Annotated in this window: 22 protein-coding genes, 1 tRNA gene and 1 pseudogene; 16 read left to right on the top strand and 8 right to left on the bottom strand. The window is 72.8% G+C overall.

Annotated features, from left to right (window positions below):
• Both RZ84_RS36530 and RZ84_RS13590 read left to right on the top strand, forming a co-directional pair.
• Window positions 1–1272, top strand: a 1272-nt coding sequence (locus tag RZ84_RS36530; protein ID WP_157878994.1) for a (2Fe-2S)-binding protein, incomplete at its 5' end; no start/stop codon positions are given.
• A 100-nt stretch (window positions 1273–1372) separates the two neighbouring features.
• Complete coding sequence (locus tag RZ84_RS13590) at window positions 1373–3703, top strand: xanthine dehydrogenase family protein molybdopterin-binding subunit (RefSeq protein ID WP_043264538.1); 2331 nt, start codon at window positions 1373–1375, stop codon at window positions 3701–3703.
• Window positions 3704–4235: 532 nt separating this feature from the next.
• On the opposite strand, the gene RZ84_RS13585 is transcribed toward RZ84_RS13590, so the two are convergent.
• Window positions 4236–4310, bottom strand: a tRNA-Cys gene (locus RZ84_RS13585).
• 364 nt (window positions 4311–4674) lie between these two features.
• Between RZ84_RS13585 and RZ84_RS13580 the strand changes: the two genes are divergently transcribed.
• The 4 genes from RZ84_RS13580 to RZ84_RS13565 all read left to right on the top strand — a co-directional run bounded on the left by RZ84_RS13580 (window position 4675) and on the right by RZ84_RS13565 (window position 8679).
• Window positions 4675–4857: a hypothetical protein gene (locus tag RZ84_RS13580; RefSeq protein WP_052229928.1), complete on the top strand. Its 183-nt coding sequence runs from the start codon at window positions 4675–4677 to the stop codon at window positions 4855–4857.
• Window positions 4858–4964: 107 nt separating this feature from the next.
• Window positions 4965–6761: a DEAD/DEAH box helicase gene (locus RZ84_RS13575; protein ID WP_043269837.1), complete on the top strand. Its 1797-nt coding sequence runs from the start codon at window positions 4965–4967 to the stop codon at window positions 6759–6761.
• A gap of 331 nt (window positions 6762–7092) precedes the next feature.
• Window positions 7093–7734, top strand: a complete 642-nt coding sequence (locus RZ84_RS13570; RefSeq protein WP_043264537.1) for an IclR family transcriptional regulator — start codon at window positions 7093–7095, stop codon at window positions 7732–7734.
• A 165-nt stretch (window positions 7735–7899) separates the two neighbouring features.
• A complete protein-coding gene (locus tag RZ84_RS13565; protein WP_043264536.1) occupies window positions 7900–8679 on the top strand; it encodes a S16 family serine protease in 780 nt (259 codons plus the stop codon).
• 87 nt (window positions 8680–8766) lie between these two features.
• Here RZ84_RS13565 and RZ84_RS13560 read toward each other — a convergent pair whose 3' ends face one another.
• The 5 genes from RZ84_RS13560 to RZ84_RS13540 form a co-directional block, all read right to left on the bottom strand.
• Window positions 8767–9765 (bottom strand): glycine betaine ABC transporter substrate-binding protein, encoded by a 999-nt coding sequence (locus RZ84_RS13560; RefSeq protein WP_052229927.1) that lies wholly within the window; start codon window positions 9763–9765, stop codon window positions 8767–8769.
• Complete coding sequence (locus RZ84_RS13555) at window positions 9765–10649, bottom strand: ABC transporter permease (protein WP_043264535.1); 885 nt, start codon at window positions 10647–10649, stop codon at window positions 9765–9767. Before RZ84_RS13555 ends, RZ84_RS13560 begins: the two co-directional genes overlap by 1 nt.
• Entirely contained in the window at window positions 10646–11878 is a 1233-nt protein-coding gene (locus RZ84_RS13550; RefSeq protein ID WP_277816900.1) for an ABC transporter ATP-binding protein, read from the bottom strand. The genes RZ84_RS13555 and RZ84_RS13550 overlap by 4 nt, the downstream gene beginning before the upstream one ends.
• A 70-nt stretch (window positions 11879–11948) precedes the next feature.
• Window positions 11949–12596, bottom strand: a complete 648-nt coding sequence (locus RZ84_RS13545; protein ID WP_043264533.1) for an ABC transporter permease — start codon at window positions 12594–12596, stop codon at window positions 11949–11951.
• 68 nt (window positions 12597–12664) lie between these two features.
• Window positions 12665–13132 carry an Lrp/AsnC family transcriptional regulator gene (locus tag RZ84_RS13540; protein ID WP_043264532.1) on the bottom strand — a complete coding sequence of 156 codons (468 nt, stop codon included), beginning with the start codon at window positions 13130–13132 and terminating at the stop codon, window positions 12665–12667.
• A 129-nt stretch (window positions 13133–13261) separates the two neighbouring features.
• Between RZ84_RS13540 and hppD the strand changes: the two genes are divergently transcribed.
• From hppD to RZ84_RS13525, 3 genes are all read left to right on the top strand, one after another.
• Complete coding sequence (gene hppD / locus RZ84_RS13535; RefSeq protein WP_043264531.1) at window positions 13262–14419, top strand: 4-hydroxyphenylpyruvate dioxygenase; 1158 nt, start codon at window positions 13262–13264, stop codon at window positions 14417–14419.
• Window positions 14420–14516: 97 nt separating this feature from the next.
• Complete coding sequence (locus RZ84_RS13530; RefSeq protein WP_043264530.1) at window positions 14517–15881, top strand: FAD-binding oxidoreductase; 1365 nt, start codon at window positions 14517–14519, stop codon at window positions 15879–15881.
• 166 nt (window positions 15882–16047) lie between these two features.
• Entirely contained in the window at window positions 16048–16539 is a 492-nt protein-coding gene (locus RZ84_RS13525) for a cupin domain-containing protein (RefSeq protein ID WP_052229926.1), read from the top strand.
• A gap of 154 nt (window positions 16540–16693) precedes the next feature.
• Here RZ84_RS13525 and RZ84_RS13520 read toward each other — a convergent pair whose 3' ends face one another.
• Window positions 16694–17077: a hypothetical protein gene (locus tag RZ84_RS13520; protein WP_052229925.1), complete on the bottom strand. Its 384-nt coding sequence runs from the start codon at window positions 17075–17077 to the stop codon at window positions 16694–16696.
• A gap of 510 nt (window positions 17078–17587) precedes the next feature.
• Between RZ84_RS13520 and RZ84_RS13510 the strand changes: the two genes are divergently transcribed.
• The 5 genes from RZ84_RS13510 to RZ84_RS13495 all read left to right on the top strand — a co-directional run bounded on the left by RZ84_RS13510 (window position 17588) and on the right by RZ84_RS13495 (window position 20793).
• A complete protein-coding gene (locus RZ84_RS13510; RefSeq protein ID WP_078893738.1) occupies window positions 17588–18532 on the top strand; it encodes a helix-turn-helix domain-containing protein in 945 nt (314 codons plus the stop codon).
• Complete coding sequence (locus tag RZ84_RS41045) at window positions 18495–18626, top strand: DUF397 domain-containing protein (protein ID WP_347232752.1); 132 nt, start codon at window positions 18495–18497, stop codon at window positions 18624–18626. Before RZ84_RS13510 ends, RZ84_RS41045 begins: the two co-directional genes overlap by 38 nt.
• A gap of 46 nt (window positions 18627–18672) precedes the next feature.
• Window positions 18673–18891 (top strand): DUF397 domain-containing protein, encoded by a 219-nt coding sequence (locus tag RZ84_RS13505; RefSeq protein WP_043264528.1) that lies wholly within the window; start codon window positions 18673–18675, stop codon window positions 18889–18891.
• 43 nt (window positions 18892–18934) lie between these two features.
• On the top strand, window positions 18935–19225 hold the full coding sequence (locus tag RZ84_RS13500; protein WP_043264527.1) for a ribosomal protein L7/L12: 291 nt from the start codon (window positions 18935–18937) through the stop codon (window positions 19223–19225).
• Between the two features lie 86 nt (window positions 19226–19311).
• The gene (locus RZ84_RS13495; RefSeq protein WP_043264526.1) at window positions 19312–20793 is read left to right on the top strand and encodes a dihydrolipoyl dehydrogenase family protein; all 1482 of its coding nucleotides are present in this window, start codon (window positions 19312–19314) and stop codon (window positions 20791–20793) included.
• Between the two features lie 52 nt (window positions 20794–20845).
• Here RZ84_RS13495 and RZ84_RS13490 read toward each other — a convergent pair whose 3' ends face one another.
• On the bottom strand, window positions 20846–21322 hold the full coding sequence (locus RZ84_RS13490) for an SsgA family sporulation/cell division regulator (protein WP_043264525.1): 477 nt from the start codon (window positions 21320–21322) through the stop codon (window positions 20846–20848).
• A gap of 239 nt (window positions 21323–21561) precedes the next feature.
• Here RZ84_RS13490 and RZ84_RS13485 point away from each other — a divergent pair, with 239 nt between their 5' ends.
• Both RZ84_RS13485 and RZ84_RS40105 read left to right on the top strand, forming a co-directional pair.
• Window positions 21562–23097, top strand: coding sequence for an RDD family protein (locus tag RZ84_RS13485; protein ID WP_043264524.1), 1536 nt, complete (start codon window positions 21562–21564; stop codon window positions 23095–23097).
• A 159-nt stretch (window positions 23098–23256) separates the two neighbouring features.
• Window positions 23257–23455: pseudogene (locus RZ84_RS40105) on the top strand (RDD family protein); the annotation flags it as partial.

The following is a 23455-nucleotide window of genomic DNA, read 5'->3' as shown; positions in this document are numbered from 1 at the left end:
GGCGCGGGGGAGCCGTTCGCGGCCCCCGCGGCGGACCCGTATCCGTCGGAGCCCACCCCGACCACCGGGACGGGCGGGGCGACCGGGCACTGGTCGCTGCCGGCCGACGCGCTGGCCCAGTGGCCGCCGGCCCAGCCCCAGGAGGAGCCGGCCGCCCACCAGGAGGCCGCCGCGGACGCCCCCGCGTCCGGCGCCACCGGGGGCTGGACGATCCCGGCGGCGGACGGCGAACAGCCGGACACCTCCGGCGAGTTCATGATCGACGCCGGCGCGGCGTCCGCCGCGCCGGCGGCCGGGGACGCGCCCGCCGGGCACGGCGCTCCGGCCGGGCACCCCGCGCCGGTGGCGCACCCCGCGCCCGTCGCGCCCCCCGGGCCGGCCGGCGCCGACGCCGCGGACGCCCCCGGTGCCGCCGAGGCCGCCGACGCCCCCGGGGAGCCCGCCGAGGCGACGGCCGCGGCGCCCGCCCCCGCCGCGGCGCCCCGCCCCGCGGCGGACCCCGGGCCCGCCGGACCGACCGGCCCGGCGGATGCCGCAAACACCCCCGATCCGGCCGAACCGCCTGTACCGGCCGAAGCGCCCGTACCGGCCGGACCCGCCCTCGCGGTCCCCGAGGCGCACCCCGCCGCGGCCCCCGGCGACCCCGAGGCGCCCGACGCCCACGACGAACACCCCGCGATCTCCTACGTGCTGCGGGTCAACGGCGTCGACCGGCCGGTCACCGACGCCTGGATCGGCGAGTCGCTGCTCTACGTGCTGCGCGAGCGGCTCGGCCTGGCCGGCGCCAAGGACGGCTGCTCCCAGGGGGAGTGCGGGGCCTGCTCGGTCCAGGTGGACGGGCGGCTGGTCGCCTCCTGCCTGGTGCCCGCCGCCACCACGGCGGGCAGCGAGGTCCGCACCGTCGAGGGGCTCGCACAGCACGGCGTGCCCTCCGACGTGCAGCGCGCCCTGGCCGCGTCCGGGGCCGTGCAGTGCGGCTTCTGCGTACCGGGCATGGCGATGACCGTGCACGACCTCCTGGAGGGCAACCACGCCCCCACGGAGCTGGAGACCCGCAAGGCGCTCTGCGGCAACCTCTGCCGCTGCTCCGGCTACCGGGGCGTCCTGGACGCCGTCGCCGACGTCGTCAAGGCCCGCGCCGAGGCGGCCGAGACCGCCGGAACCGCCCCCGAGGCGCCGGCCGAAACCGCGCGCATCCCCCACCAGGCGGGACCCGCCGACCCGATGGAGGGCGCACCGCACCAGGATCCGCAGCCGGGGGGTACCGGGTGAGCGAGCGCAGCATGCGGGTCCCACCGGCCGCGGACCGGGGGAGAGTTGTCGAAGGGGGCGCGCCCCGCGCACGCGGGGGCGGGCGAAGCGAGGGATCGGCATGAGTGGTACGAGCGACGGCGCGGGCGCCGTCACCGCGACACCCGCAGCGGGCGTCCAGATCCCCGTCGAGGAGCCGCCGCACGGCCTGGGCGTCTCGCTGCCGTCGGCCGACGCACCGGCGAAGACCGAGGGCACCTTCCCGTACGCCGCGGACCTGTGGGCGGAGGGGCTGCTGTGGGCGGCGGTGCTGCGCTCCCCGCACCCCCGCGCGCGGATCCGGTCCGTCGACACCCGGTACGCGACCGAGATGCCGGGCGTGCGCGCGGTGGTCACGCACGAGGACGTGCCCGGCGACAAGGGGTACGGCCGGGGCACCGCCGACCGGCCGGTCTTCGCCCACGACGAGGTCCGCCACCACGGTGAGCCGATCGCCGCGGTGGCCGCCGACCATCCGGACACGGCACGGCTGGCCGCCGCCGCCATCGCCGTCGAGTACGAGCCGCTGGACGCCGTCACCGATCCCCAACTCGCCTTCGACGCCGAGCCGTTGCACCCCGACGGCAACCTCATCCGGCACATCCCGCTCCGCTTCGGCGACCCCGAGGCGGTCGGCGAGGTCATGGTGGAGGGGTTCTACCGGATCGGCCGGCAGGACCCGGCGCCCATCGGGGCCGAGGCCGGGCTCGCGGTGCCGCGCCCCGACGGCGGGGTGGAGATCTACACCGCCTCCACGGACCCGCACGCCGACCGCGATCTGGCCGCCGCCTCCTTCGGGCTGGAGCCGGATCAGGTCAAGGTCGTGGTGACCGGCGTGCCCGGCGCCACCGCCGACCGCGAGGACCCCGGCATCCAGCTGTCCCTGGGGCTGCTGGCGCTGCGCACGGGCTGCCCGGTCAAACTGGCCGCCACCCGGGAGGAGTCCTTCCTCGCGCACTCCCACCGCCACCCCACGCTGCTGCGCTACCGGCACCACGCCGACGCCGAGGGCAAGCTGGTCAAGGTCGAGGCGCAGATCCTGATGGACGCCGGCGCCTACGCGGAGACCTCCGCCGAGGCGCTGGCCGCCGCCGTCTCGTTCGCCTGCGGCCCGTACGTCGTCCCGCACGCCGTCGTCGAGGGCTGGGCGGTGCGCACCAACAACCCGCCGTCCGGCCACATGCGCGGGGAGGGGGCGCTCCAGGTCTGCGCCGCCTACGAGGGCCAGATGGACAAGCTCGCCGCCCAACTGGGCCTGGAGCCCGACGAGATCCGGCTGCGCAACATCATGGCCACCGGCGATCTGCTCCCCACCGGGCAGACCGTCACCTGCCCCGCACCGGTCGCCGAACTGCTGCGCGCCGTCAAGGAGGCGCCGCTGCCCGAGCTGCCCAAGGACACCCCGGAGGCGGAGTGGCTGCTGCCGGGCGGGCCCGAGGGCGCGGGCGAGCCCGGCGCGGTGCGGCGCGGTGTCGGCTACGCCCTGGGCATGGTGCACATGCTGGGCGCGGAGGGCGCCGACGAGGTGTCCACCGCCACCGTCAAGGTCAGCGGCTCGGTCGCCACCGTCATCTGCGCGGCCGTGGAGACCGGTTCCGGGTTCTCCACCCTGGCGCGGCAGATCGTCCAGGAGACCCTGGGTGTCGAGGACGTGCACGTCGCGGGCGTCGACACCGACCAGCCGCCGGCCGGCCGGGCCTGCCACGGGCGGCACACCTGGGTCTCCGGCGGGGCGGTCGAACGGGCCGCGAAGATGGTCCGCACCCAGCTCCTCCAGCCGCTGGCCCACAAGTTCGGGATGTCCACCGAGCTGCTCCAGATCACCGACGGCAAGATCACCTCCTACGACGGGGTGCTCAGCACCACCGTCGCCGAGGCGCTGGACGGCAAGGAGCTGTGGGCCACCGCCCAGTGCCGGCCGCATCCCACCGAGCCGCTGGACGACACCGGCCAGGGCGACGCGTTCGTCGGGCTCGCCTTCTGCGCCATCCGCTGTGTCGCGGACGTCGACATCGAACTGGGCACCATCCGGGTCGTCGAGATGACCGTGGCCCAGGATGTGGGCCGGGTGCTCAACCCGGCCCAGCTGCGGGCCCGTATCGAGGCCGGGGTCACCCAGGGGCTGGGCGCCGCCCTGATGGAGAACCTGCGCACCACCCGCGGTCAGGTCCGCCACCCGGACCTGACCGGCTATGCGCTGCCGACCGCGCTGGACGCCCCGGACATCCGGATCGTCAAGCTCGTCGAGGAGCGCGATGTGGTCGCCCCGTTCGGCGCCAAGCCCGCCAGCGCGGTACCGGTCGTCACCGCACCGGCCGCGGTGGCCTCCGCGGTCCGCGCCGCCACCGGCCGCCCGATCGGCCGCCTGCCGATCCGCCCACAGGCAGCGGTGGCCCAGACACCGCGGCAGTAACCGGCGGCCGGGGGCGGTCGGCCCGGTGGTCGCGGCCGGGCCGCCCGCGACCCGCGTTCTCCGACCCGCCTTCCTCGGTCTGCGTTCTCTGACCTGCGTTCCCCGATCTACGTTCCCCGCCCTACGTTTGCACCCTCCGTCACGGCCGTTGTCAGTGGCGTCACTTACCGTGGTTTTGGATGCGGGATGTGAGACGCGAATGCGGCAGCGCCGACGGTGGAGCGGTGCCGCGTCGGACCACTGTCGAGTCTGCGAGGGGGCAGCGATGCGGTACGGGACGGCACGGGGCGGGCCAGGAGGGACCGGCGGGATCGGGAGGACCGGGGGCCACCCGCACCGGAAGGCGGTCCCCGCGGTCGTGGGGGCCGCCTTCCGGTGGCTGCGCCGCAGCGCGTGCGCGGCACGCCGTGTCGTGCCGCGCGAAAAGAGGCCGTGGCGGGAATCGAATCCGCGTGGCTCTCCGCGGGCGCAGCCCGCTGGTCGATGCGGTGCGGGCGAGCCCCTGAACCATGCGGGCGCGCGGGTGTCTTCTTGGAGGCCGTGGCGGGATTCGAACCCACGTAACTCGCTTTGCAGGCGAGCCCCTGAACCACTCGGGCACACGGCCGGGTTTGCGGTGCGTTCCCGACTCTAGGCCGCGCGGTAGGGGGCCGGGCAAGGGTTCCGGGCGGGCCGCCACGATGCTGCAACACGCGGTTCACGAACGGCCGCCGGCGGTGCCGGGGCGGCCTCAGGAGGCGGGCGGCAACTCCGCCCTGCCAGATGTCGGACGCGCTGGGGAACGTGGCGTTCGTGGCCGTCTTCGTGGGGACGGCGGTGGTCGCGGCGACCGGCGCGGCATTGTCGAGCCGGCTGCGTCCCAAGGCCGGTCGTCGGTGAGTGGTACCTCCAGTCCCTGGTCACCATTCCCTGGTCACCAACCCCCCGCTGATCGATGGCGACAAATCGATGGCAGCAAGCGGATGGCGTGGATGAGCGCCGTCGTGTTCCTCGATATCGTCGTGTTCCTCGATATCAACGACGTTGACATGGTCGACGTCGACCAGGACGAGGCATACGTACTGGTCATTGATGTGGCCACCGGTGCGGCCGATGACACCGGTGAGATCGCCGCCCGGCTGCGTGTGCTGCGCGAGGCGTCGGCGCCGATGTGACCTCGCTCCCACCCCCGGGTGGGACCGTGCGGTATCCGCCGAGCGGGATGCGGCGCACGGGTAGGCTGACGCGGTTGCCGATCGCCGAGTTCAGCCCGACGGAGACCGTGACTACCACCACCAGCGCCACCAACAGCCATCACCTGTCCCCGGCCTTCCCGGGCCGGGCCCCCTGGGGTACCGCGAACAAGCTGCGGGCCTGGCAGCAGGCGGCCATGGACCGGTACATCCAGACCCAGCCGAGAGACTTCCTCGCCGTGGCGACGCCCGGCGCCGGCAAGACCACGTTCGCGCTCACCCTCGCCTCGTGGCTCTTGCACCACCACGTCGTGCAGCAGGTGACCGTCGTCGCACCGACCGAGCACCTGAAGAAGCAGTGGGCGGAGGCCGCGGCCCGGATCGGGATCAAGCTCGATCCGGAGTACAGCGCGGGGCCGTTGGGCCGCGAGTACCACGGCATCGCGATCACCTACGCCGGTGTCGGGGTGCGGCCGATGCTGCACCGCAACCGCATCGAGCAGCGCAAGACGCTGGTCATCCTCGACGAGATCCACCACGCCGGCGACTCGAAGTCGTGGGGCGAGGCGTGCCTGGAGGCGTTCGAGCCGGCGACCCGGCGGCTGGCGCTGACCGGTACGCCCTTCCGGTCCGACACCAACCCCATCCCGTTCGTGGCGTACGAGGAGGGCAACGACGGGATCCGCCGGTCGGCGGCGGACTACACCTACGGCTACGGGAACGCGCTCGCCGACGGCGTCGTCCGGCCGGTCATCTTCCTCTCCTACAGCGGGAACATGCGCTGGCGCACGAAGGCCGGTGACGAGATCGCGGCGCGGCTCGGCGAGCCGATGACCAAGGACGCGGTCTCGCAGGCGTGGCGCACCGCGCTGGACCCGCGCGGCGAGTGGATGCCCAATGTGCTGCGGGCCGCCGACCGGCGGCTGACCGAGGTCAGGAAGGGCATCCCGGACGCCGGTGCGCTGGTCATCGCGTCCGACCAGGAGCAGGCCCGCGCGTACGCCAAGCTGATCCGGGAGATCACCGGCCGGGGCGCGACCCTCGTGCTGTCCGACGACGCGGGCGCCTCGCAGCGCATCGACGACTTCTCGCACTCCGACGACCGCTGGATGGTCGCGGTCCGGATGGTGTCCGAGGGCGTGGACGTGCCCCGGCTCGCGGTCGGCGTCTACGCCACCACGATCTCCACGCCGCTGTTCTTCGCGCAGGCGGTGGGGCGCTTCGTCCGGTCCCGCAAGCGCGGTGAGACCGCGTCCGTCTTCCTGCCCACCGTCCCGATGCTGCTCGGCTTCGCCAACGAGATGGAGGTCGAGCGCGACCACGTCCTGGACAAGCCGAAGAAGGACGGCGAGGAGGACCCGTACGCCGAGTCCGAGAAGGAGATGGACGAGGCGAACAAGGCGCAGGACGAGGAGACCGGGGAGCAGGAGCAGTTCTCGTTCGAGGCACTGGAGTCGGAGGCGGTCTTCGACCGGGTGCTCTACGACGGCGCCGAGTTCGGCATGCAGGCGCACGCGGGCAGCGAGGAGGAGCAGGACTACCTCGGCATCCCCGGCCTGCTGGAGCCCGACCAGGTGCAGATGCTGCTCCAGAAGCGGCAGGCACGGCAGATAGCGCACAGCCGGAAGAAGCCGGACGCGGAGGCGGATCTGCTGGAGATGCCGGCCGAGCGGCGGCCGGTGGTCACGCACAAGGAGCTGCTGGAGCTGCGCAAGCAGCTCAACACGCTGGTGGGCGCCTATGTCCACCAGAGCGGCAAGCCGCACGGGGTGATCCACACCGAGCTGCGCCGGGTGTGCGGCGGGCCGCCGAGCGCGGAGGCGACGGCCGGGCAGCTCAACGAGCGCATCAAGAAGGTGCGGGAGTGGGCCACGCGGATGCGCTGAGCACCCCCGTCGGGTCCCCGTGGACCGGACCCCGGCGGGGCGGTGCTTCCGCCCCGCCGGGGTCACGACCGGGTAACGGCGAGGCGCCCACCTTTCGGCCAGGATGGCGTTCCGGGCGGATGAACAGGGATGTTCCGGGCGCGGAAGCCCGGATTCTGGACGGACTCTTCCGCTGAGCGGACCGGCTCGCTACTGTCCCGCTCACGCACACGCCCCGTGGCAGCGCCGCCGCGGACGCAGCCGGTGCCAGCGGCCGGCGGCTCTTTGCGCGCTGCTCCGGGACCTCAGCGCGCCGCGTACGGACGCCGCCACTCACTTCAGGAGGGGCGTCGTGACCGCAGAGACCTCCCAGACACTCGACCGGGGACTTCGTGTCCTCAAACTCCTCGCCGACACCGACCACGGGCTGACCGTGACCGAGCTCTCCCACAAGCTCGGCGTCAACCGCACCGTGGTCTACCGCCTGCTGGCGACGCTGGAGCAGCACGCCCTGGTGCGCCGCGACGCCGGCGGCCGGGCCAGGGTCGGCCTGGGCGTGCTGCGCCTGGGCCGCCAGGTGCACCCGCTGGTCAGGGAGGCCGCGCTGCCCGCGCTGCGGGCGCTGGCCGAGGACGTCGGCGCCACCGCGCACCTCACCCTCGTCGACGGCGCCGAGGCGCTGGCCGTCGCGGTCGTCGAGCCGACCTGGACCGACTACCACGTCGCCTACCGGGCCGGATTCCGCCACCCGCTGGACCGCGGGGCCGCCGGGCGGGCCATCCTCAAGGCCCGCCAGGGCCGGCTGCACGATTCCGGACTCGCCCTGACGCACGGGGAGTTGGAGGCCGGCGCGAGCGGTGCCGCGGCGCCGCTGCTCGGGGTCAGCGGTATCGAGGGGAGTGTGGGCGTGGTGATGCTCGCGGACACCGTCGGCGAACGGGTCGGACACCGGGTCGTCGAGGCGGCCCGCGAAGTGGCCGACGCGCTGCGCTGAGGCCTGCGGCGGACCTGCCCGTAAGCCGACCCGTACGGCATGCCCCGTAAGTCGACCCGTACGGCACCCCGCCCCGGGTGGCGACCAGGGGTACCCCGTGTGGCGACCCTGTGGCACTGCGGTGTGCGCGGGGCCGGTGGGGCGAGGGTCATTTAGGCTGGCGGGGTGTCCTCACGCGCCCGCGCCCTGCTGATCTGCGCCGCCCTCGTCCTCGCCGTCCTCGTCACCGCGGCGCTCGCACCGCTGCCGTACTCGGTCGCGTATCCGGGTATCACGGCCAATGTCCTCGGCGACGACAAGGGCAAGCCGGTGATCACCATCTCCGGCGCCGGCACCCGCGCCACCAGCGGGCAGCTGCGGATGACCTCCATCACCGCCACCGGCCCGGACGCCTCCGTCCACCTGCCGGACCTCGTCACCGCGTGGTTCCGCACGGACCAGGCCGTGATGCCGCGCCAGTCGGTCTACCCGGTGGGCAACAACACCGAGGAGATCGCCGAGCACAACGCGGAGCAGATGAAGCAGTCCCAGGACAGCGCCACCCGCGCGGCCCTCGGGCAGCTCCACAAGTCGCCGAAGGACGTCAAGGTCGCCCTGAGCCTGGCGGACGTCGGCGGGCCCAGCGCCGGCCTGATGTTCGCCCTCGGGATCATCGACAAGATCGACGGCGACGGCGCCGGGCACGACCTGACCGGCGGCCGGACCGTCGCCGGGACCGGCACCATCGACGCCGGCGGGTCGGTCGGCGCGGTCGGCGGCGTGCCGCTCAAGACCCAGGCCGCGCACCGCGACGGCGCCACGGTCTTCCTCGTGCCCCGCCAGGAGTGCACCGACGCCCGCGCCGAACTCCCGCGCGGTATGCGGCTGATCCCCGTCACCACGCTCGGCGGCGCGGTCGACGCCCTCAAGGCGCTCCGCACCGGCGGCGCCGTCCCCACCTGCTGACCGGCGCCCCGGACGGCCCGCAGCCCTCCCTGACCCCTACGCCTCCCTGATCCTCACCCCGCCCCGGTCCTCAGCTCTCCCCGGTCCTCAGCCCTCCTTGATGAACCCCTCGTCGACCAGCCACTTCTTGGCGACGTCGTGCGGGTCCCTGCCCTCCACGTCGACCTTGCGGTTGAGCGACTGGGCGACGGTGTTGTCCAGCGCCCGGGTCACCGGCGCCAGTACCCCGGCGATCTGCGGGTACTTCGCCAGCGTCCTGGCGTTGATCTCCGGCGCCGCGTTGTAGTTCGGGAAGAAGTGCTTGTCGTCGTCGAGCACGGTCAGGCCCATCACCTTGATCCGCCCGTCGGTGGTGAAGACCTCGCCGAAGGTGCAGGACTTCCCCTGGGACGCCTCGGTGTAGACCACGCCGCCGGTCATCTTGCGGATGTTGCCGGACGGGATGTTCATGCCGTACGCCCGCGCCATGCCGGGCAGCCCGTCGTTGCGGGTGGCGAACTCGTTCTCCACGCACAGGGTGACCGCGCCCGGGTCCCGCTTCAGCAGCGCGGCGACGTCGGAGAGGGTACGGACCCGGTACTTCCGGTCGTGGGCGGCGTTCAGCGCCAGCGCGTAGGTGTTGTTGAGCCGCGACTGCGGCAGCCACACGATGCCGTTCCTCCGGTCCGCGTCCCGTACGGCCTCCCACTGCTTCTGCACGTCGGGGATCGGCCTGGTGTGACCGAGGTGGGTGATCCAGCCGGTGCCGGTGTACTCGTACATGCCGTCCGCGGTGCCGGTGCGCACCGCCTCGCGGGCGCCGATGGTGCCCTGGATGTTGGTCTTGTCGACGACCGTGGCGCCGGCCGCCTTGAAGACCAGGCCCATGATCTGGCCGAGGATGATCTGTTCGGTGAACTCCTTGGAGGTGACGGTGAGTTGGGCGTCCTTGAGGGGCAGGCCCCGGCCGACCGTACCGGGTTTGACGTCGTCGGACATCGGGCTGCCGCTGACCAGTCCGCAGCCGGCCGGCGCGGCCAGCGCCAGCAGTAGCGCGCAGACCGGCGCCAGGGCGCGCCCCCGCCGGCGGGCACCGCGGCGCGCCATCAGGCCGTCACCTCCAGCCCGCGGGGCCGCAGCAGCAGCTCGGCCAGCGACGCCAGCCATTCGACGAGCAGTGCCAGCGCCACGGTCAGTACCGACCCGAGGACGAGTACCGGCATCCGCTGGGTGATGATGCCCGCCGAGATCAGGTCGCCCAGCCCGCCGCCCCCGCCGAAGGTGGCCAGCGTCGCGGTGCCCACGTTCAGCACCAGCGCGGTCCGCACCCCGGCCAGGATCAGCGGTACGGCCAGCGGGAGTTCGACCCGGCCCAGGACGCCCATGGGGGACATCCCGATGCCCCGGGCGGCCTCGGTCAGCGTCGGGTCGATCCCGCGCAGCCCGGCGATGGTGTTGGCCAGCACCGGCAGCACGGCGTAGATCACCATGCCCACGATCGCCGAACGGGCCCCGATGCCCAGCCAGATGACCAGCAGCACCAGCAGGCCCAGCGCCGGCACCGCCTGCCCCAGGTTGGCGAAGGCCATCGCGAACGGCGTGAGCCGGCGCAGCCGGGCCCGGGTCAGCGCGATGCCCAGCGGGATCGCGATGACCAGGACGAAGAAGGTGGAGACGGCGGTGAGTTGGATGTGCTGGCGCAGCGCCAGCCACACCTTGCCGTGGTCGACCGCCTGGTGGGCGATGGAGTCCAGCCCGGCGCCGCGGAACCACAGCCAGGTGGCGAGCAGCGCGAGGACGAGGAAGGACGGCATGAACGTCCACTTCTGCCAGCTGATCCGGCGCTCCCCACCGGCCGCCGAGGGTGCGGGCGTCTCTCCGGCCGCCAGCTCGCGGTCCGCCGCCTCCTCCTTGTCGGGCAGCGCCATCGCGGGCCGCTCGCCGCCCCGCGGTGGCTCCCGGCGGGCCCCGCCGCCGGCGCCCGCCGTCATGCCCGGCCTCCCGCGCCGCCCTCGGGCCCGCCCGCGCCGTTGAGGCCCTCCTGGGCGAGCTGGGTGCGGTGGGCGCGCTGGAGCTGGAGCTCGTGCTGGTGCTCCATGGCCTCCAGGCGGTCCGCCTCCAGCAGTTCATGGACGTTGTTCATCAGCGTCTCCATGTCGACCACACCGATGTACTCGCCGCGCCGCCCGGTGACCGCGACCCGGCCCGCGTTGTCGGTCAGCACCGCCTCCAGCGCGTCCCGCAGCGTCGCGTCCCGGGTGACCGTGTCGGCGACCAGGGTCCCGGCCCGCGCCAGCGACTGCTTGGCCCGCGAGAGGTCGCCGCGGCGCAGCCACTTGTACGGGCGGCTGTGCCGGTCCAGCAGCAGCAGTTCGTTGGTGGTGCCGTCGCGCAGCAGATCGAAGATCGACTGGAGCGGGTCGTCGATCCGGGCGGTGGGGAAGTCGACGACGCCCACGTCCCGGACCCGGGTCAGGTTCAGCCGCTTGAGCGCCGCCCCGGCGCCCACGAACCCGGAGACGAAGTCGTCCGCCGGGTTGGTGAGGATCGCCTCGGGGGTGTCGAACTGGGCGATGTGCGAGCGCTCGCGGAGCACCGCGATCCGGTCGCCGAGCTTGATCGCCTCGTCGAAGTCATGGGTGACGAAGACGATGGTCTTGTGCAGCTCGTGCTGGAGCCGGATCAGTTCGTCCTGGAGGTGGTCGCGGGTGATCGGGTCGACCGCGCCGAACGGCTCGTCCATCAGCAGCACCGGCGGGTCGGCGGCCAGCGCCCGGGCCACCCCGACGCGCTGCTGCTGCCCGCCGGAGAGCTGCCGCGGGTAGCGCCCGTGGAACTCTCCGGGGTCCAGGCCGACCAGGTCGAGCATCTCCTCGACCCGCTTCTTCGTCCGCGCCGCGGACCAGCCGATCATCTTCGGTACCAGGGCGATGTTCTGCGCGACCGTCATGTGCGGGAACAGGCCGGACGCCTGGATCGCGTAGCCGACCTTGCGGCGCAGCTTGACCGGGTCGATGTCGGTGACGTCCTCGTCGCCGATCCGGATCCGCCCGGAGGTCGGCTCGATCAGCCGGTTGATCATCTTGAGCGTGGTGGACTTCCCGCAGCCGGACGGCCCGACGAAGATCACCGTCTCGCCGGCCCTGATGTCCAGGGTGACGTTGTCGACGGCCGGCCCCGCGGTGCCCGGATAGACCTTGGTGAGGTTCTCCAGCCGGATGCCGGCGCCCGCGGTGGCCGGCTTCGGCGCCGGTGCCGCGGGTTCCGTGGTGCTGCCGTTCCCGTACGACTCAGGCACGGATCCCCCTGGGGATGGTCAGGCGTCCGATCAGGACGTAGGCGGCGTCGAAGAGGAGGGCGAGGACGGCGATCCCGAGCGTTCCGGAGAGCACCTGGTTGAGCGAGTTGGCGCTGCCCAGCGAGGCGATGCCGCGGAAGATCTCGTTGCCGAGGCCGGGGCCGGAGGCGAACGCGGCGATGGCCGCGATGCCCATCAGCATCTGCGTGGCGACCCGGATGCCGGTGAGGATCGGCGGCCAGGCCAGCGGGAGTTCGACGCGGAAGAGCCGGGCGGCGCGGGACATCCCGATGCCCTTGGCCGCGTCGACCAGCGCCGGATCCACCCCGCGCAGCCCCACGATGGCGTTCCGGACGACCGGCAGCAGTCCGTACAGCGTCAGCGCGACGACGGTCGGCGCGACGCCGAGGCCGACGATCGGGATCAGCAGACCGATCAGGGCCAGCGACGGGATGGTCAGGATCGTGGCGGTGGCGGTGGTGGCGAGCGCGCCGGCCCATTCGCTGCGGTAGGTGGCGACACCGATGGCCACGCCCAGCACGGTCGCGATCACCATGCACTGGAAGACCGCGCTGGCGTGCTGATACGTGTCCGTCAGCAGCTGGACGTGCCGGCTGCCGACGTACTCCCAGAAGCTCACCCGTCGCCTCCTCGGTCGCTCGCCCCGCTCCGGCCCGCCCGCCGCGCCCGGTCGCCGCCCGCCGCCGCTCAGTCCCCCGCCGCCTGCTGCACCAGCGGGATGATCCGCAGCGGAACGGGATTTTCCATCACAATCGCCGTCGAAGCCCGCACGATGCCATCAAAGCCCACAACCCGGTCGATCACCCGCTGCAGATCGGCGTTCGAGCGCGCTACGAGCCTGCAGAGCATGTCCCCGTGTCCCGTCGTTGTATGCAGCTCCAGTACTTCCGGTACGGTCGCCAAGTGGGCCCGGATGGCGCTGCCCTGGCCCTGTTTGATCTCCAGCGTCGCGAACGCGGTCACCGGATAGCCCAGCGCCGCCGGGTCCACGTCCGGCCCGAAGCCCCTGATCACTCCATTCGACTGAAGGCGGTCCAGCCGCGCCTGCACCGTCCCGCGGGCCACCCCCAGCCGCCGGGACGCCTCCAGGACGCCGATCCGCGGCTCCCGGGCGAGCAGCTCCAGCAGGGCCCCGTCCAAATGATCGATCGCCATGGCCGCAGCCTCCGATTTCGATGGTCATCATGTGCAGATCGCCCGGTGCTACCGCCCGATCGCTATGCATAATGCCCAGCCAATACACAAAGTATTGCGCACCTTGCGGATCGGAGGGACTCTGCGGCCATGGCAGACACCACGATGCACACCCAGCCCACCATCCCCGGCACGGCCCGGCAGGCGGACCCCTTCCCGGTCAAGGGGATGGACGCGGTCGTCTTCGCCGTCGGCAACGCCAAGCAGGCCGCGCACTACTACTCCACCGCCTTCGGCATGAAGCGCGTCGCCTACCGCGGACCGGAGAACGGCAGCCGCGAGACGGCCAGTTACGTGCTCGAATCCGGCGGTGCCCGGTTCGTGTTCACCTCCGTCGTCAAGCCCACCACCGACTGGGGCCGCTTCCTCGCGGACCATGTGGCGGCGCACGGCGACGGCGTCGTCGACCTCGCCATCGAGGTACCGGACGCCCGCGCCGCGTACGCCTACGCCGTCGAGCACGGCGCGCGGGGCCTTACGGAGCCGTACGAGACCAAGGACGAGCACGGCACCGTCGTGCGGGCCGCGATCGCCACCTATGGCCGGACCCGGCACACCCTCGTCGAGCGCTCCGGCTACGACGGCCCGTACCTGCCGGGTTACGTCGCCGCCGACCCGGTCGTCGCCCCTCCGGCGAAGCGCTTCTTCCACACGATCGACCACTGCGTCGGCAATGTCGAGCTCGGCCGGATGAACGAGTGGGTCGCCTTCTACAACAAGGTCATGGGCTTCACCAACATGAAGGAGTTCGTCGGCGACGACATCGCCACCGAGTACTCCGCCCTGATGTCCAAGGTGGTCGCGGACGGCACCAAGAAGGTCAAGTTCCCGATCAACGAGCCCGCCATCGCCAAGAAGAAGTCGCAGATCGACGAGTACCTGGAGTTCTACGGCGGCCCCGGCGTCCAGCACATCGCGCTGGCCACCAACGACATCGTCTCGACGGTCCGTCAGATGCGGGCGGCGGGCGTGGAGTTCCTCGACGTGCCCGACTCGTACTACGACACCCTCGGCGAGTGGGTCGGCGAGACCCGCGTCCCCCTCGACGAGCTGCGCGAGCTGAAGATCCTCGCCGACCGCGACGAGGACGGCTACCTGCTCCAGATCTTCACCAAGCCGGTCCAGGACCGCCCGACCGTCTTCTTCGAGATGATCGAGCGGCACGGCTCCCTCGGCTTCGGCAAGGGCAACTTCAAGGCGCTCTTCGAGGCCATCGAGCGCGAGCAGGACCGGCGCGGCAACCTCTGACCCGGCTCCGGGCGGCGCCGTCCCGCCGCCGGGCCGGCCCGCTCCGTGGGCCGTACACGATCTTCCGTGTACGGCCCACGGATGCGACGCTGAGCACATGGACCTCATCGAACGCCTGCGCACCGGGCTCCCCGACGAAGCCTTGCTCACCGACCCCGACGTCACCGCCTCCTACGCCCGGGACACCGCCAACTTCTGCGCGGCCGGCGCGCCCGCCGCCGTCGTCCTGCCGCGCACCGTCGAACAGGTCCAGCACGTGATGCGCACCGCGACCGCGCTGCGCGTCCCGGTCGTCCCGCAGGGCGCCCGCACCGGCGTCTCCGGCGCCGCCAACGCCACCGACGGCTGCGTCGTCCTCTCCCTCGTCAAGATGGACCGCATCCTGGAGATCAACCCCGTCGACCGGATAGCGGTCGTCGAGCCCGGCGTCGTCAACGCCGTCCTCTCCCGCGCCGTGGCCGAGCACGGCCTGTACTACCCGCCGGACCCCTCCAGCTGGGAGATGTGCACCATCGGCGGCAACATCGGCACCGCGGCCGGCGGCCTGTGCTGCGTGAAATACGGGGTCACCGCCGAGTACGTCCTCGGTCTGGACGTCGTCCTCGCCGACGGCCGGCTGATCACCACCGGCCGCCGCACCGCCAAGGGCGTCGCCGGCTACGACCTGACCCGCCTCTTCGTCGGCTCCGAGGGCAGCCTCGGCGTCGTCGTCCGCGCCACCCTGGCCTTGCGGCCCACCCCGCCCCAACAGCTCGCCATGGTCGCCGAGTTCGCCTCCGTCTCCGCCGCCGGCGAGGCGGTCTGCGCCATCATGGCCGGCGGCCACACCCCCTCCCTCCTGGAGCTGATGGACCGCACCAGCATCCGCGCGGTCAACGCCATGGCGCAGATGGGGCTGCCGGAGACCACCGAGGTACTGCTGCTGGCCGCCTTCGACACCCCGGACCCGGCCGCCGACCTCGCCGCCGTCGGCGCCCTGTGCGAGGCGGCCGGCGCCACCCAGGTAGTCCCCGCCGAGGACCCCGCGGAGTCCGAACTCCTCCTCCAGGCCCGCCGGTTGACCTTCACCGCCCTGGAGCGGATCAAGCCCGCGATGCTCATCGACGACGTCTGCGTACCGCGCTCCCAGCTCGCCGCCATGCTCGACGGCACCACCGCCATCGCCGAGAAGTACGACCTGACCATCGGCGTCTGCGCCCACGCCGGCGACGGCAACACCCACCCCCTGGTCTGCTTCGACCCCGCCGACCCCGATGAGGAACGGCGCGCCCGCGAGTCCTTCGACGAGATCATGGCCCTCGGCCTTCGCCTGGGCGGCACCATCACCGGCGAACACGGCGTGGGCGTCCTCAAGAAGGACTGGCTCGCCCGCGAACTGGGCCCGGACGGCATCGCGTTGCACCGCGGCATCAAGCAGGTCTTCGACCCGCTGGGGATTCTTAATCCGGGGAAGTTGTTCTAGGTTCCAGGGGCCGTCCGACGGGTCAGGGGGACCGGCGGTCCACCGCCCGAACCGCGTGGGCACGTCTCCCCGGCGGGACGCCGGTCCGCCGACGGACGAGGATGCCGTTGGTCACCCTTGGTGGCTCTCCCGCCCGTCCGGCACCCCCCGGGGTCACAATGCCCCCATGACCGATGACCAGTCCCGAATTCCCGCCCGTCCGCTGCTGCGTCGCCCCCGGGACGGTGAGCTCATAGACGTCGCCGGTGTCGCGCACTTCTTCCGGTTGACCGGCGAGCACACGGGCGGGCACTTCGCCTTCGAGGAGTTCAGTCTCGCCCCGGGAGTGATGGGTGCCAGACCGCACGTGCACGAGGGGCACGACGAGTACTTCTACGTCCTTGAGGGAGAGTTGACGCTCCACACCGGGGACGGCGAGGTAACGGCCGGCCCCGGGGATCTGCTCGCCGCGACCCGTGGCACCCCGCACGGCTTCCGCAATGCGGGCTCGGTCCTCGCACGCGCCCTGTGTCTCTACACTCCCGCCGGCTACGAGAACTACTTCCGTGACGTCCACGCCGCGGTGAGCGCCGGGGCCGAAGTGACCGATGAGCTGCTGGCCGAATTCCGCAGCCGCTACCGGACCGGTTCCTACCAGGTTCCCCCGGGCAATCCGTAGGCCGACGGGGGCGGTTGGCTGCCGTGGCGTCCCTCACCGCCCGGAGGCGGCACCCCGCGTACGGGGGCGGACGGGGCGGGACGGGGCCGGCATCCGGCTGTCGCGCCGCCGTGCCGTCGTCGCGCTGCTTCCCGTCGGGGGGCGCCACACCGGTTCACCGGGTGACCGGTGAGCCGGGGTTCGCGCTGGCGCGCTGCATGTCGCCGCCGTCCGCGTCGCCGTCGATCTCGCCGTCGATGTCGTCGCCGGCTACGGGCAGACGTGCGCCGCGGCTCTCCGCGACCCGTCGCACGGTGTCGAGCGATTCGGTCAACTCGACTGCAAGTAGGTGCAGTTCACCGGACGTCCAGGCCCGTCCGTGCAGCAGCTTCCGCGCCTCCTCGATGAGTACGGCGGCCAGGCCGAGCTGCTCCGTCTCCACCCGGTCGGCGAGCCGGGAGACGTACCCGGTCCCGTCCCCGGGGAGGAGAAAGCACGGCTTTCCTTCCGGACTCGCCCAGGGGAGCAGCCGCGGGACGTTGTTCGTGTGACCCGTCATGCGGCGCACACCTCCGCTCGGTGGGTGTGGTGGGGGCAGATGTCGACACCGTGCACGGCCAGCCACAGGGCGCGGCGTCGTCCGGGTCGCAACCGCCGCTCCCGGCGCTCCGTTTCGGTGAGGACGTATGGACGGAGGAGGGGGCTCTCCGCGCTCCGCAGGAGCACCGGCGGACGGAGGGTGGCGGTGGGCAGCGCACGTGCCGTCGGTGTGCCTCGGCGGTACGCGGCGAAGGGCGGCGGGATGGGTGCCCGGTGCCGTCCGGGGGCCGGAAATAACAGCCGCAGCAGCGGCAGGAACAGGCTCGCGATACGGTGCATCACGTCGTCAACTCCGTTGCGGTTGATGGCCACGCCCCCGGACCGGTCGCTCGGTCGCGGGGGTCTTCTGTGAATGGCGGATGGCTCCGCCCTGGGCCCATTACGTTGGGTGGGTACAGCGTTGCTCTGCGGAGTGCCGGGGTGCAATGCATGACGCGTGCCACTCATCGACTGTCACAAAGGGGGATGCGTGAGCCGACGCAATGCCACAGGGGGAACGGCAGCCACCAACGCCGCCGTGTTCGGGGAGGTGCTGAAGCACTTCCGGGAGGCGGCGGGACTCACCCAGGAGGAACTGGCGAGGAAGATTCCGTGCGACCGGTCGCATGTGGCAAGGGTCGAGCGGGGAACGCGGGTTCCGCACGAGACCTACGCCGAGAAGTGCGACGAACTACTGGGAACTGGTGGGGTGTTGAAAAGGCTGTGGGGTCGGATCGACTGGTACCCCGAGGTCGCGCACCCTGATTGGTTCCAGCGTCGTGCCGACATGGACGCGATGGCGGTTGCCCTGCGGGAGTACCAGACCCAAGTCATGCCAGGTCTGTTGCAGACGGAGGAGTATGCGCATGCGCTGTTCTCCCGCGTCACGACAGGCGACGAAGTGACGGAGCGCGTCAGGGCGCGACTGAGTCGACAGCAACGGTTTCTCGCCCCGGACGGCCCCCTCTACGTCGTCGTGCTGGACGAGAGCTGCCTGCGCAATGTCGTGGGGGGGCCGGAGACCATGTACGGCCAGTGCGTACATCTACTGGCCGTAGGGGAACGGCCCAACGTCCGGGTGCAGATCGCCCCTTCAGGTCGCGCCGGGCTCGTGCGCCCCAACACGTCCATGTCGTTGATCACGCTGCCTGACGGGCATGACTGGGTCTACTCGGAATCGCTGGACCGTGGACATTTCAACGACGATCCGGCCGTCTACGCCCGCCACGGCCAGACTTATGATGTCCTCAGGGCCGACGCACTGTCAGCCCATGAGTCTGCCGCTCTGATCGAAGAAGCGATGGAAGGGTACGGACACCGTGGACAGGCACGAGTTCAACTCTGCGACGTGGATCAGGAGCAGCTACAGCGGAGACAACGGCGGCAACTGCGTAGAGGTGGCCCCCGGTTTCCCCGGCGTCGTCCCCGTCCGTGACTCGAAGGACCCAGGCGGCCCCGCGCTGATGGTTCCGGCGGCCGGCTGGGCCTCCTTGGTCGCCGCCGTCAAGGGCGGGCAGTTGACCGCCTGAGGTCGGTACGCGGTCGCTCCACTCCAGAGGGAAGGACACCGGCACCATGGATGCGCACGAGTTCAACTCCGCGGCGTGGATCAGGAGCAGCTACAGCGACCGCGACGGCGGCAACTGCGTCGAAGTGGCCCCCGGTATCCCCCGCGTCGTCCCCGTCCGTGACAGCAAGGTCCCGCACGGCCCGGCGATCGCCTTCCCGCAGGCCGGCTGGGCCTCCTTCCTCGCCGCCGTCAAGAGCGGCGCGTTGACCACCTGGACCACCTGACGTCGGCGCGTGGCCGGCCGTCGCGGGCCATAGGATTCCCGGCATGGACACGCTCACTCCCCTTGCCGTTTTCGTGCTTGCCGCCGCCGTGGTCGGCTCCACCGTTACCTCCGGCCGCAACAAACCGCTGGAGCGGCGTCTGGCGCGGCTGGAGGAGAAGGTGGACCGGCTGCTGAAGCACGCCGGTGTGGAGGCGCCGCAGGGCCCCCGTATGGCGCAGCTCGACGAGCTGCTGGCGCAGGGCAAGCAGATCCAGGCGATCAAGCTGTACCGGGAGATCACCGGCGCCGGTCTCGCCGAGGCGAAGGAAGCGGTCGACCGCCGGATGCGCTGAGCGCGCCGCGGGCAGAGGATGGCGGGACAGGGCCTCGGGGCAGCGCGCCCCGGCCCACCTCATGCCCAGCAGGGGAGTGAGCGCCGATGGCAGCGAGCGAAGCGACGGGGCCGGACCGGGCCGCCGGGACCGATGACGAGTGCGACGAGTGCTACGACGTGATCGTGCTGGGCGGCGGGCCCACCGGCGAGAACGTGGCCGAACGGGTGCACGCCGCCGGGCTGAGCGCGGTCCTCGTGGAGAGCGAACTGCTCGGCGGCGAATGCTCCTACTGGGCCTGCATGCCCAGCAAGGCCCTGCTCCGGCCGGTCACCGCCCGCTCCGAGGCGCGCCGGGTGCCCGGTCTGGCCGAGGCGGTCGGCGGGCCGCTGGATCCGCCCGCGGTGCTCGCCCACCGCGACGCGTTCGCCTCGTACTGGAAGGACGACGGGCAGGTCCGCTGGCTGGACTCGGTCGGCGTCGACCTCGTACGGGGGCACGGGCGGCTGGCCGGGCCACGTCGGGTGACGGTCGACGGCGGGCGGACGCTGACCGCCCGGCACGCGGTCGCGGTGTGTACCGGCAGCCGCCCGATGCTGCCCGGTATCCCCGGCCTGGCCGAGGCGAAGCCGTGGGTCAGCCGGGACGCCACCAGCGCGCAGACCGTCCCGGGCCGGCTGGTGATCGTCGGCGGCGGGGTGGTGGGCGTCGAGATGGCGACCGCCTGGCGGGCGCTGGGTTCCTCCGTGACACTGCTGGTCCGCGGTGACGGGCTGCTGCCCCGTATGGAGCCGTTCGCCGGGCACCTGGTCGCCGAATCCCTGGCCGAGGCGGGGGTGTTCCTCCGTACCGGGGTCGAGGTGCGCGAGGTGCGGCGGGAGGCGCCGGGCGGGCCGGTCACCGTCGTGCTGGACGGCGGGGAAGAGGGCGAGATCGTCGCGGACGAGCTGCTGATCGCCACCGGGCGCGCCCCGCGCACCGACGACCTGGGACTGGAGACGGTCGGCCTCGCGCCCGGCAGCTGGCTGGACGTCGACGACAGCTGCCGGGTCAAGGCCGTGGACGACGGCTGGCTCTACGGCGTCGGCGACGTCAACCACCGTGCCCTCCTCACCCATCAGGGCAAGTACCAGGCCCGGATCGCCGGCGCCGCGATCGCCGCGCGCGCCCGTGGCGTCCCCCTCCTGGAGACCGACCGCTGGGGCGCACACTCCGCCACCGCCGACACCGACGCCGTCCCGCAGGTCGTCTTCAGCGACCCCGAGGCCGCCGCGGTGGGACTGAGCGCCGCCGAGGCGGAACGCGCCGGGTACCGCATCCGCGTCGTCGACCAGGACCTGGGCGCGGTGGCCGGCGCGTCCCTGTACGCCGAGGGCTACCGCGGCCGGGCCCGGATCGTCGTCGACCTGAGCCGCGAGGTGCTGCTCGGGGCCACCTTCGTCGGGCCCGGCGTCGGTGAACTGCTGCACTCCGCCACCGTCGCGGTCGCCGGGGAGGTCCCCGTCGAACGCCTCTGGCACGCGGTGCCCGCCTACCCGACGATCAGCGAGGTCTGGCTGCGCCTGCTGGAGGCGTACCGCGGCGACTGAACGGGGGCGTAAGCGGCGTGAACGGGGGCGTAAGGCGCGGACCGGCACCCCCTTACGCCCCGGGCTCCGGGGACTCGTCCGACGGCCACGGCGCGTCCGGCCGGGCATCGTCCCGCGAGGCCAGCGCGAGCAGTTCGCTCAGCCCTTTGTCGAGGCCCAGGTGCGTGTGCTCGGACCCCGGCGGCACGATCCGCAGGGTGCGCTCCAGCCACGCCGAGACCGCCGCGGCCGGTGCCTCCAGCAGCGCGTCGCCGTCCGGGGAGGCCAGCGCCATGCAGACCAGAGTGCGGCCGTCCAGCTTCGTCGGCCAGACCCGTACGTCGCCCTCGCCGGTCGGCCGGAAGACGCCCTCGACGAGCAGTTCGCGGGCGAACGTCCAGTTGACGGGGGAGTCCGAACCGACATGGAAGGTGACATGGACGGCATAGGGGTCGTCCGTCCGGTAGGTCAGCCGCGCGGGCACCGGAATTCTCCGCTCCGGCGACAGCACCATGCCCAGTTCCAGCTCTCGTTCCACCACGGTGTGCATAGGTTCCGCCTCTCTCCAATTCCCTGTGCGCGACCCGTCAGCGGGCCCGCCACAGGAGAGAGGCGGTGGGCGCCGAACCCTTACACGAGTTCGTACAACTTTTTTCCGGGGTCTCTTCCAGGTGGTGGGACCGGGCACGGGCACCCGTGCGAGCCGGGGTCTGATAGATGTGGACGCCGCGTTGCGGCAGACTGCACCCCGACACCCACCAGGCCGAGAACAGATACGGGACTTCGGACATGAGCGCCCCTACCTCAGGATCCGCCGGCGGCAGCCCCACGCCAGGCTTCTACCCGGACCCGTCCATCCCCGGCTACATCCGGTACTGGAACGGTGCCGCATGGGTGCCGGGCACCAGCCGCCCGGCCCCGGCCGAGGGCGAGGCGATGCCCGCACCGCCGCCCGGCGCGACCCCGGCCCCGACCCCCGCGCCGGCCTCCGTCGAGGAGACCGGCCCGGTCTTCCTGGACGAGGCGGACCCGGAGAGCGGCGCCGCGACCTCGGTGGTGCGTCCCCGCGGCGAGGTCGAGGCCCCCGGCCCCGCCTGGGACGACCCGGCCCGGCTGCACGGCTCCGGCCCGGAACCGGCCGCCTCCTGGCACGCCGATGCCTCCCGGCAGAGCGGTTTCGGCGAGGACGGCCGGGTCTCCTGGGGCTCGCCCGACCAGGCCCCGGCCGGGACGCCGGCCGGCGGCGCCTCCTGGGCCCCCCCCCCGCCGCAGCGCGGGGCCGACACCGGCGAGGGCGCGCCCGGTGAAGGCCCCGGCACCCCGCCGTCCGCCAACCCGGCCCCGGACGCGCCGCGCACGCCCGACGCTCCCGCCGACGGGACGGTCGCCATCCGCGCCGTCAACCCGGGGGCCCGCCCCCGCTCCGGCGACCAGGGCACCACCGCCATCCGCGCGGTGCGGCCCGGTGCCGGCCAGCCGTCCGGCGACCAGGGCACCACCGCGTTCCGCGCCGTACGGCCGGACGCCGGCGGCAAGCCCGCCGCCAAGAGCGAGACGATGGCCTTCCGGCTCCCGTCCAAGGGGCAGCCCAACTCCGCGCCGCCCGCCGGTGGTACGCCCCAGTCGCTGCCGTCCGTCGGTACCCCCGACCGGCCCGCGGCCCAGCAGTCGCCCGTGCAGCAGTCGCCCGCCCAGCAGTCCCCGGCCGCGCCGTCCGCCGGCTTCCCGCCGCAGAGCGGTCCGGGTGCCGGTGCTCCCGGCGACGACGGGGTGATCCCCTGGAAGCCGCCGTCCTCGGACGTCTTCTTCGCCGCGGCGCAGGCGCAGCAGGGCCACCCGGCGCCCCTCGGCCGCCGGTTCGCGGCCCGGCTGGTCGACACCCTGGTGCTGGCCGTGCTCACCCTGGCGGTGGCGCTGCCCATGTGGTCCACGGTCACCGACCACATCCACGCCAAGGTCGAGGCGGCCAAGCAGTCCGGCCAGACGGTGACGGTGTATCTGATCGACGGCACCACCGCCCCGGTCTTCCTCACGATCCTGGCCGTCTTCCTGATCGGCGGCGGTCTCCTGGAGATCCTGCCGACCCTCAAGTGGGGCCGCTCGCTGGGCAAGAAGCTGTGCGGCGTAAGGGTGTTGGACATCGAGAGCCACGACACCCCGGAGCTCGGCCAGGCGATCAAGCGCTGGCTGCTCTACGGCGTGCTCGGGGTGCTGGGCGTCGGCGTGATCAATGTCGTCTGGTGCCTGTTCGACCAGCCGTGGCGGCAGTGCTGGCACGACAAGGTCGCCCGCACCTTCGTCGCCGACCGGCCGGCATCCGGCTGACCTTCGCCTTCCTTCGCCGGGTTCCCGCTCCGTGCGAGCGGGGAGCCCCTCACCCGGCCCGACCGACGTCACCCGGCCTGTCACCCGGCCCGGCGGCCCGGCTCCGCCGAACGGACGTGGCCGGATGCGGCGGTCGTCCGCAGGGGGTCGACTCGGGCCATGAGTACCGACCAGCCCGGGCCCGGCCCCGGTGAACCGCCGGAGAACGAACCGTTCCTGAAGCGCCCGCCGGAGCCCCCGGCGGACGGCGCTCCGAGCGGCGCACCGCGCAACGGCTCCGCGCCGGGCGCCGGTCCGGGCGGCGAGGGCGGCCCCCCGCCACCCCCCGGCGGAACCCCGCCTCCCGGGGGCCCGCCGC

It is taken from the genome of Streptomyces sp. CT34, from assembly GCF_000805335.1.
In the GTDB taxonomy this organism is placed as follows: Bacteria; Actinomycetota; Actinomycetes; order Streptomycetales; family Streptomycetaceae; genus Streptomyces.
This window is presented reverse-complemented; position numbering and strand designations above follow the sequence as displayed.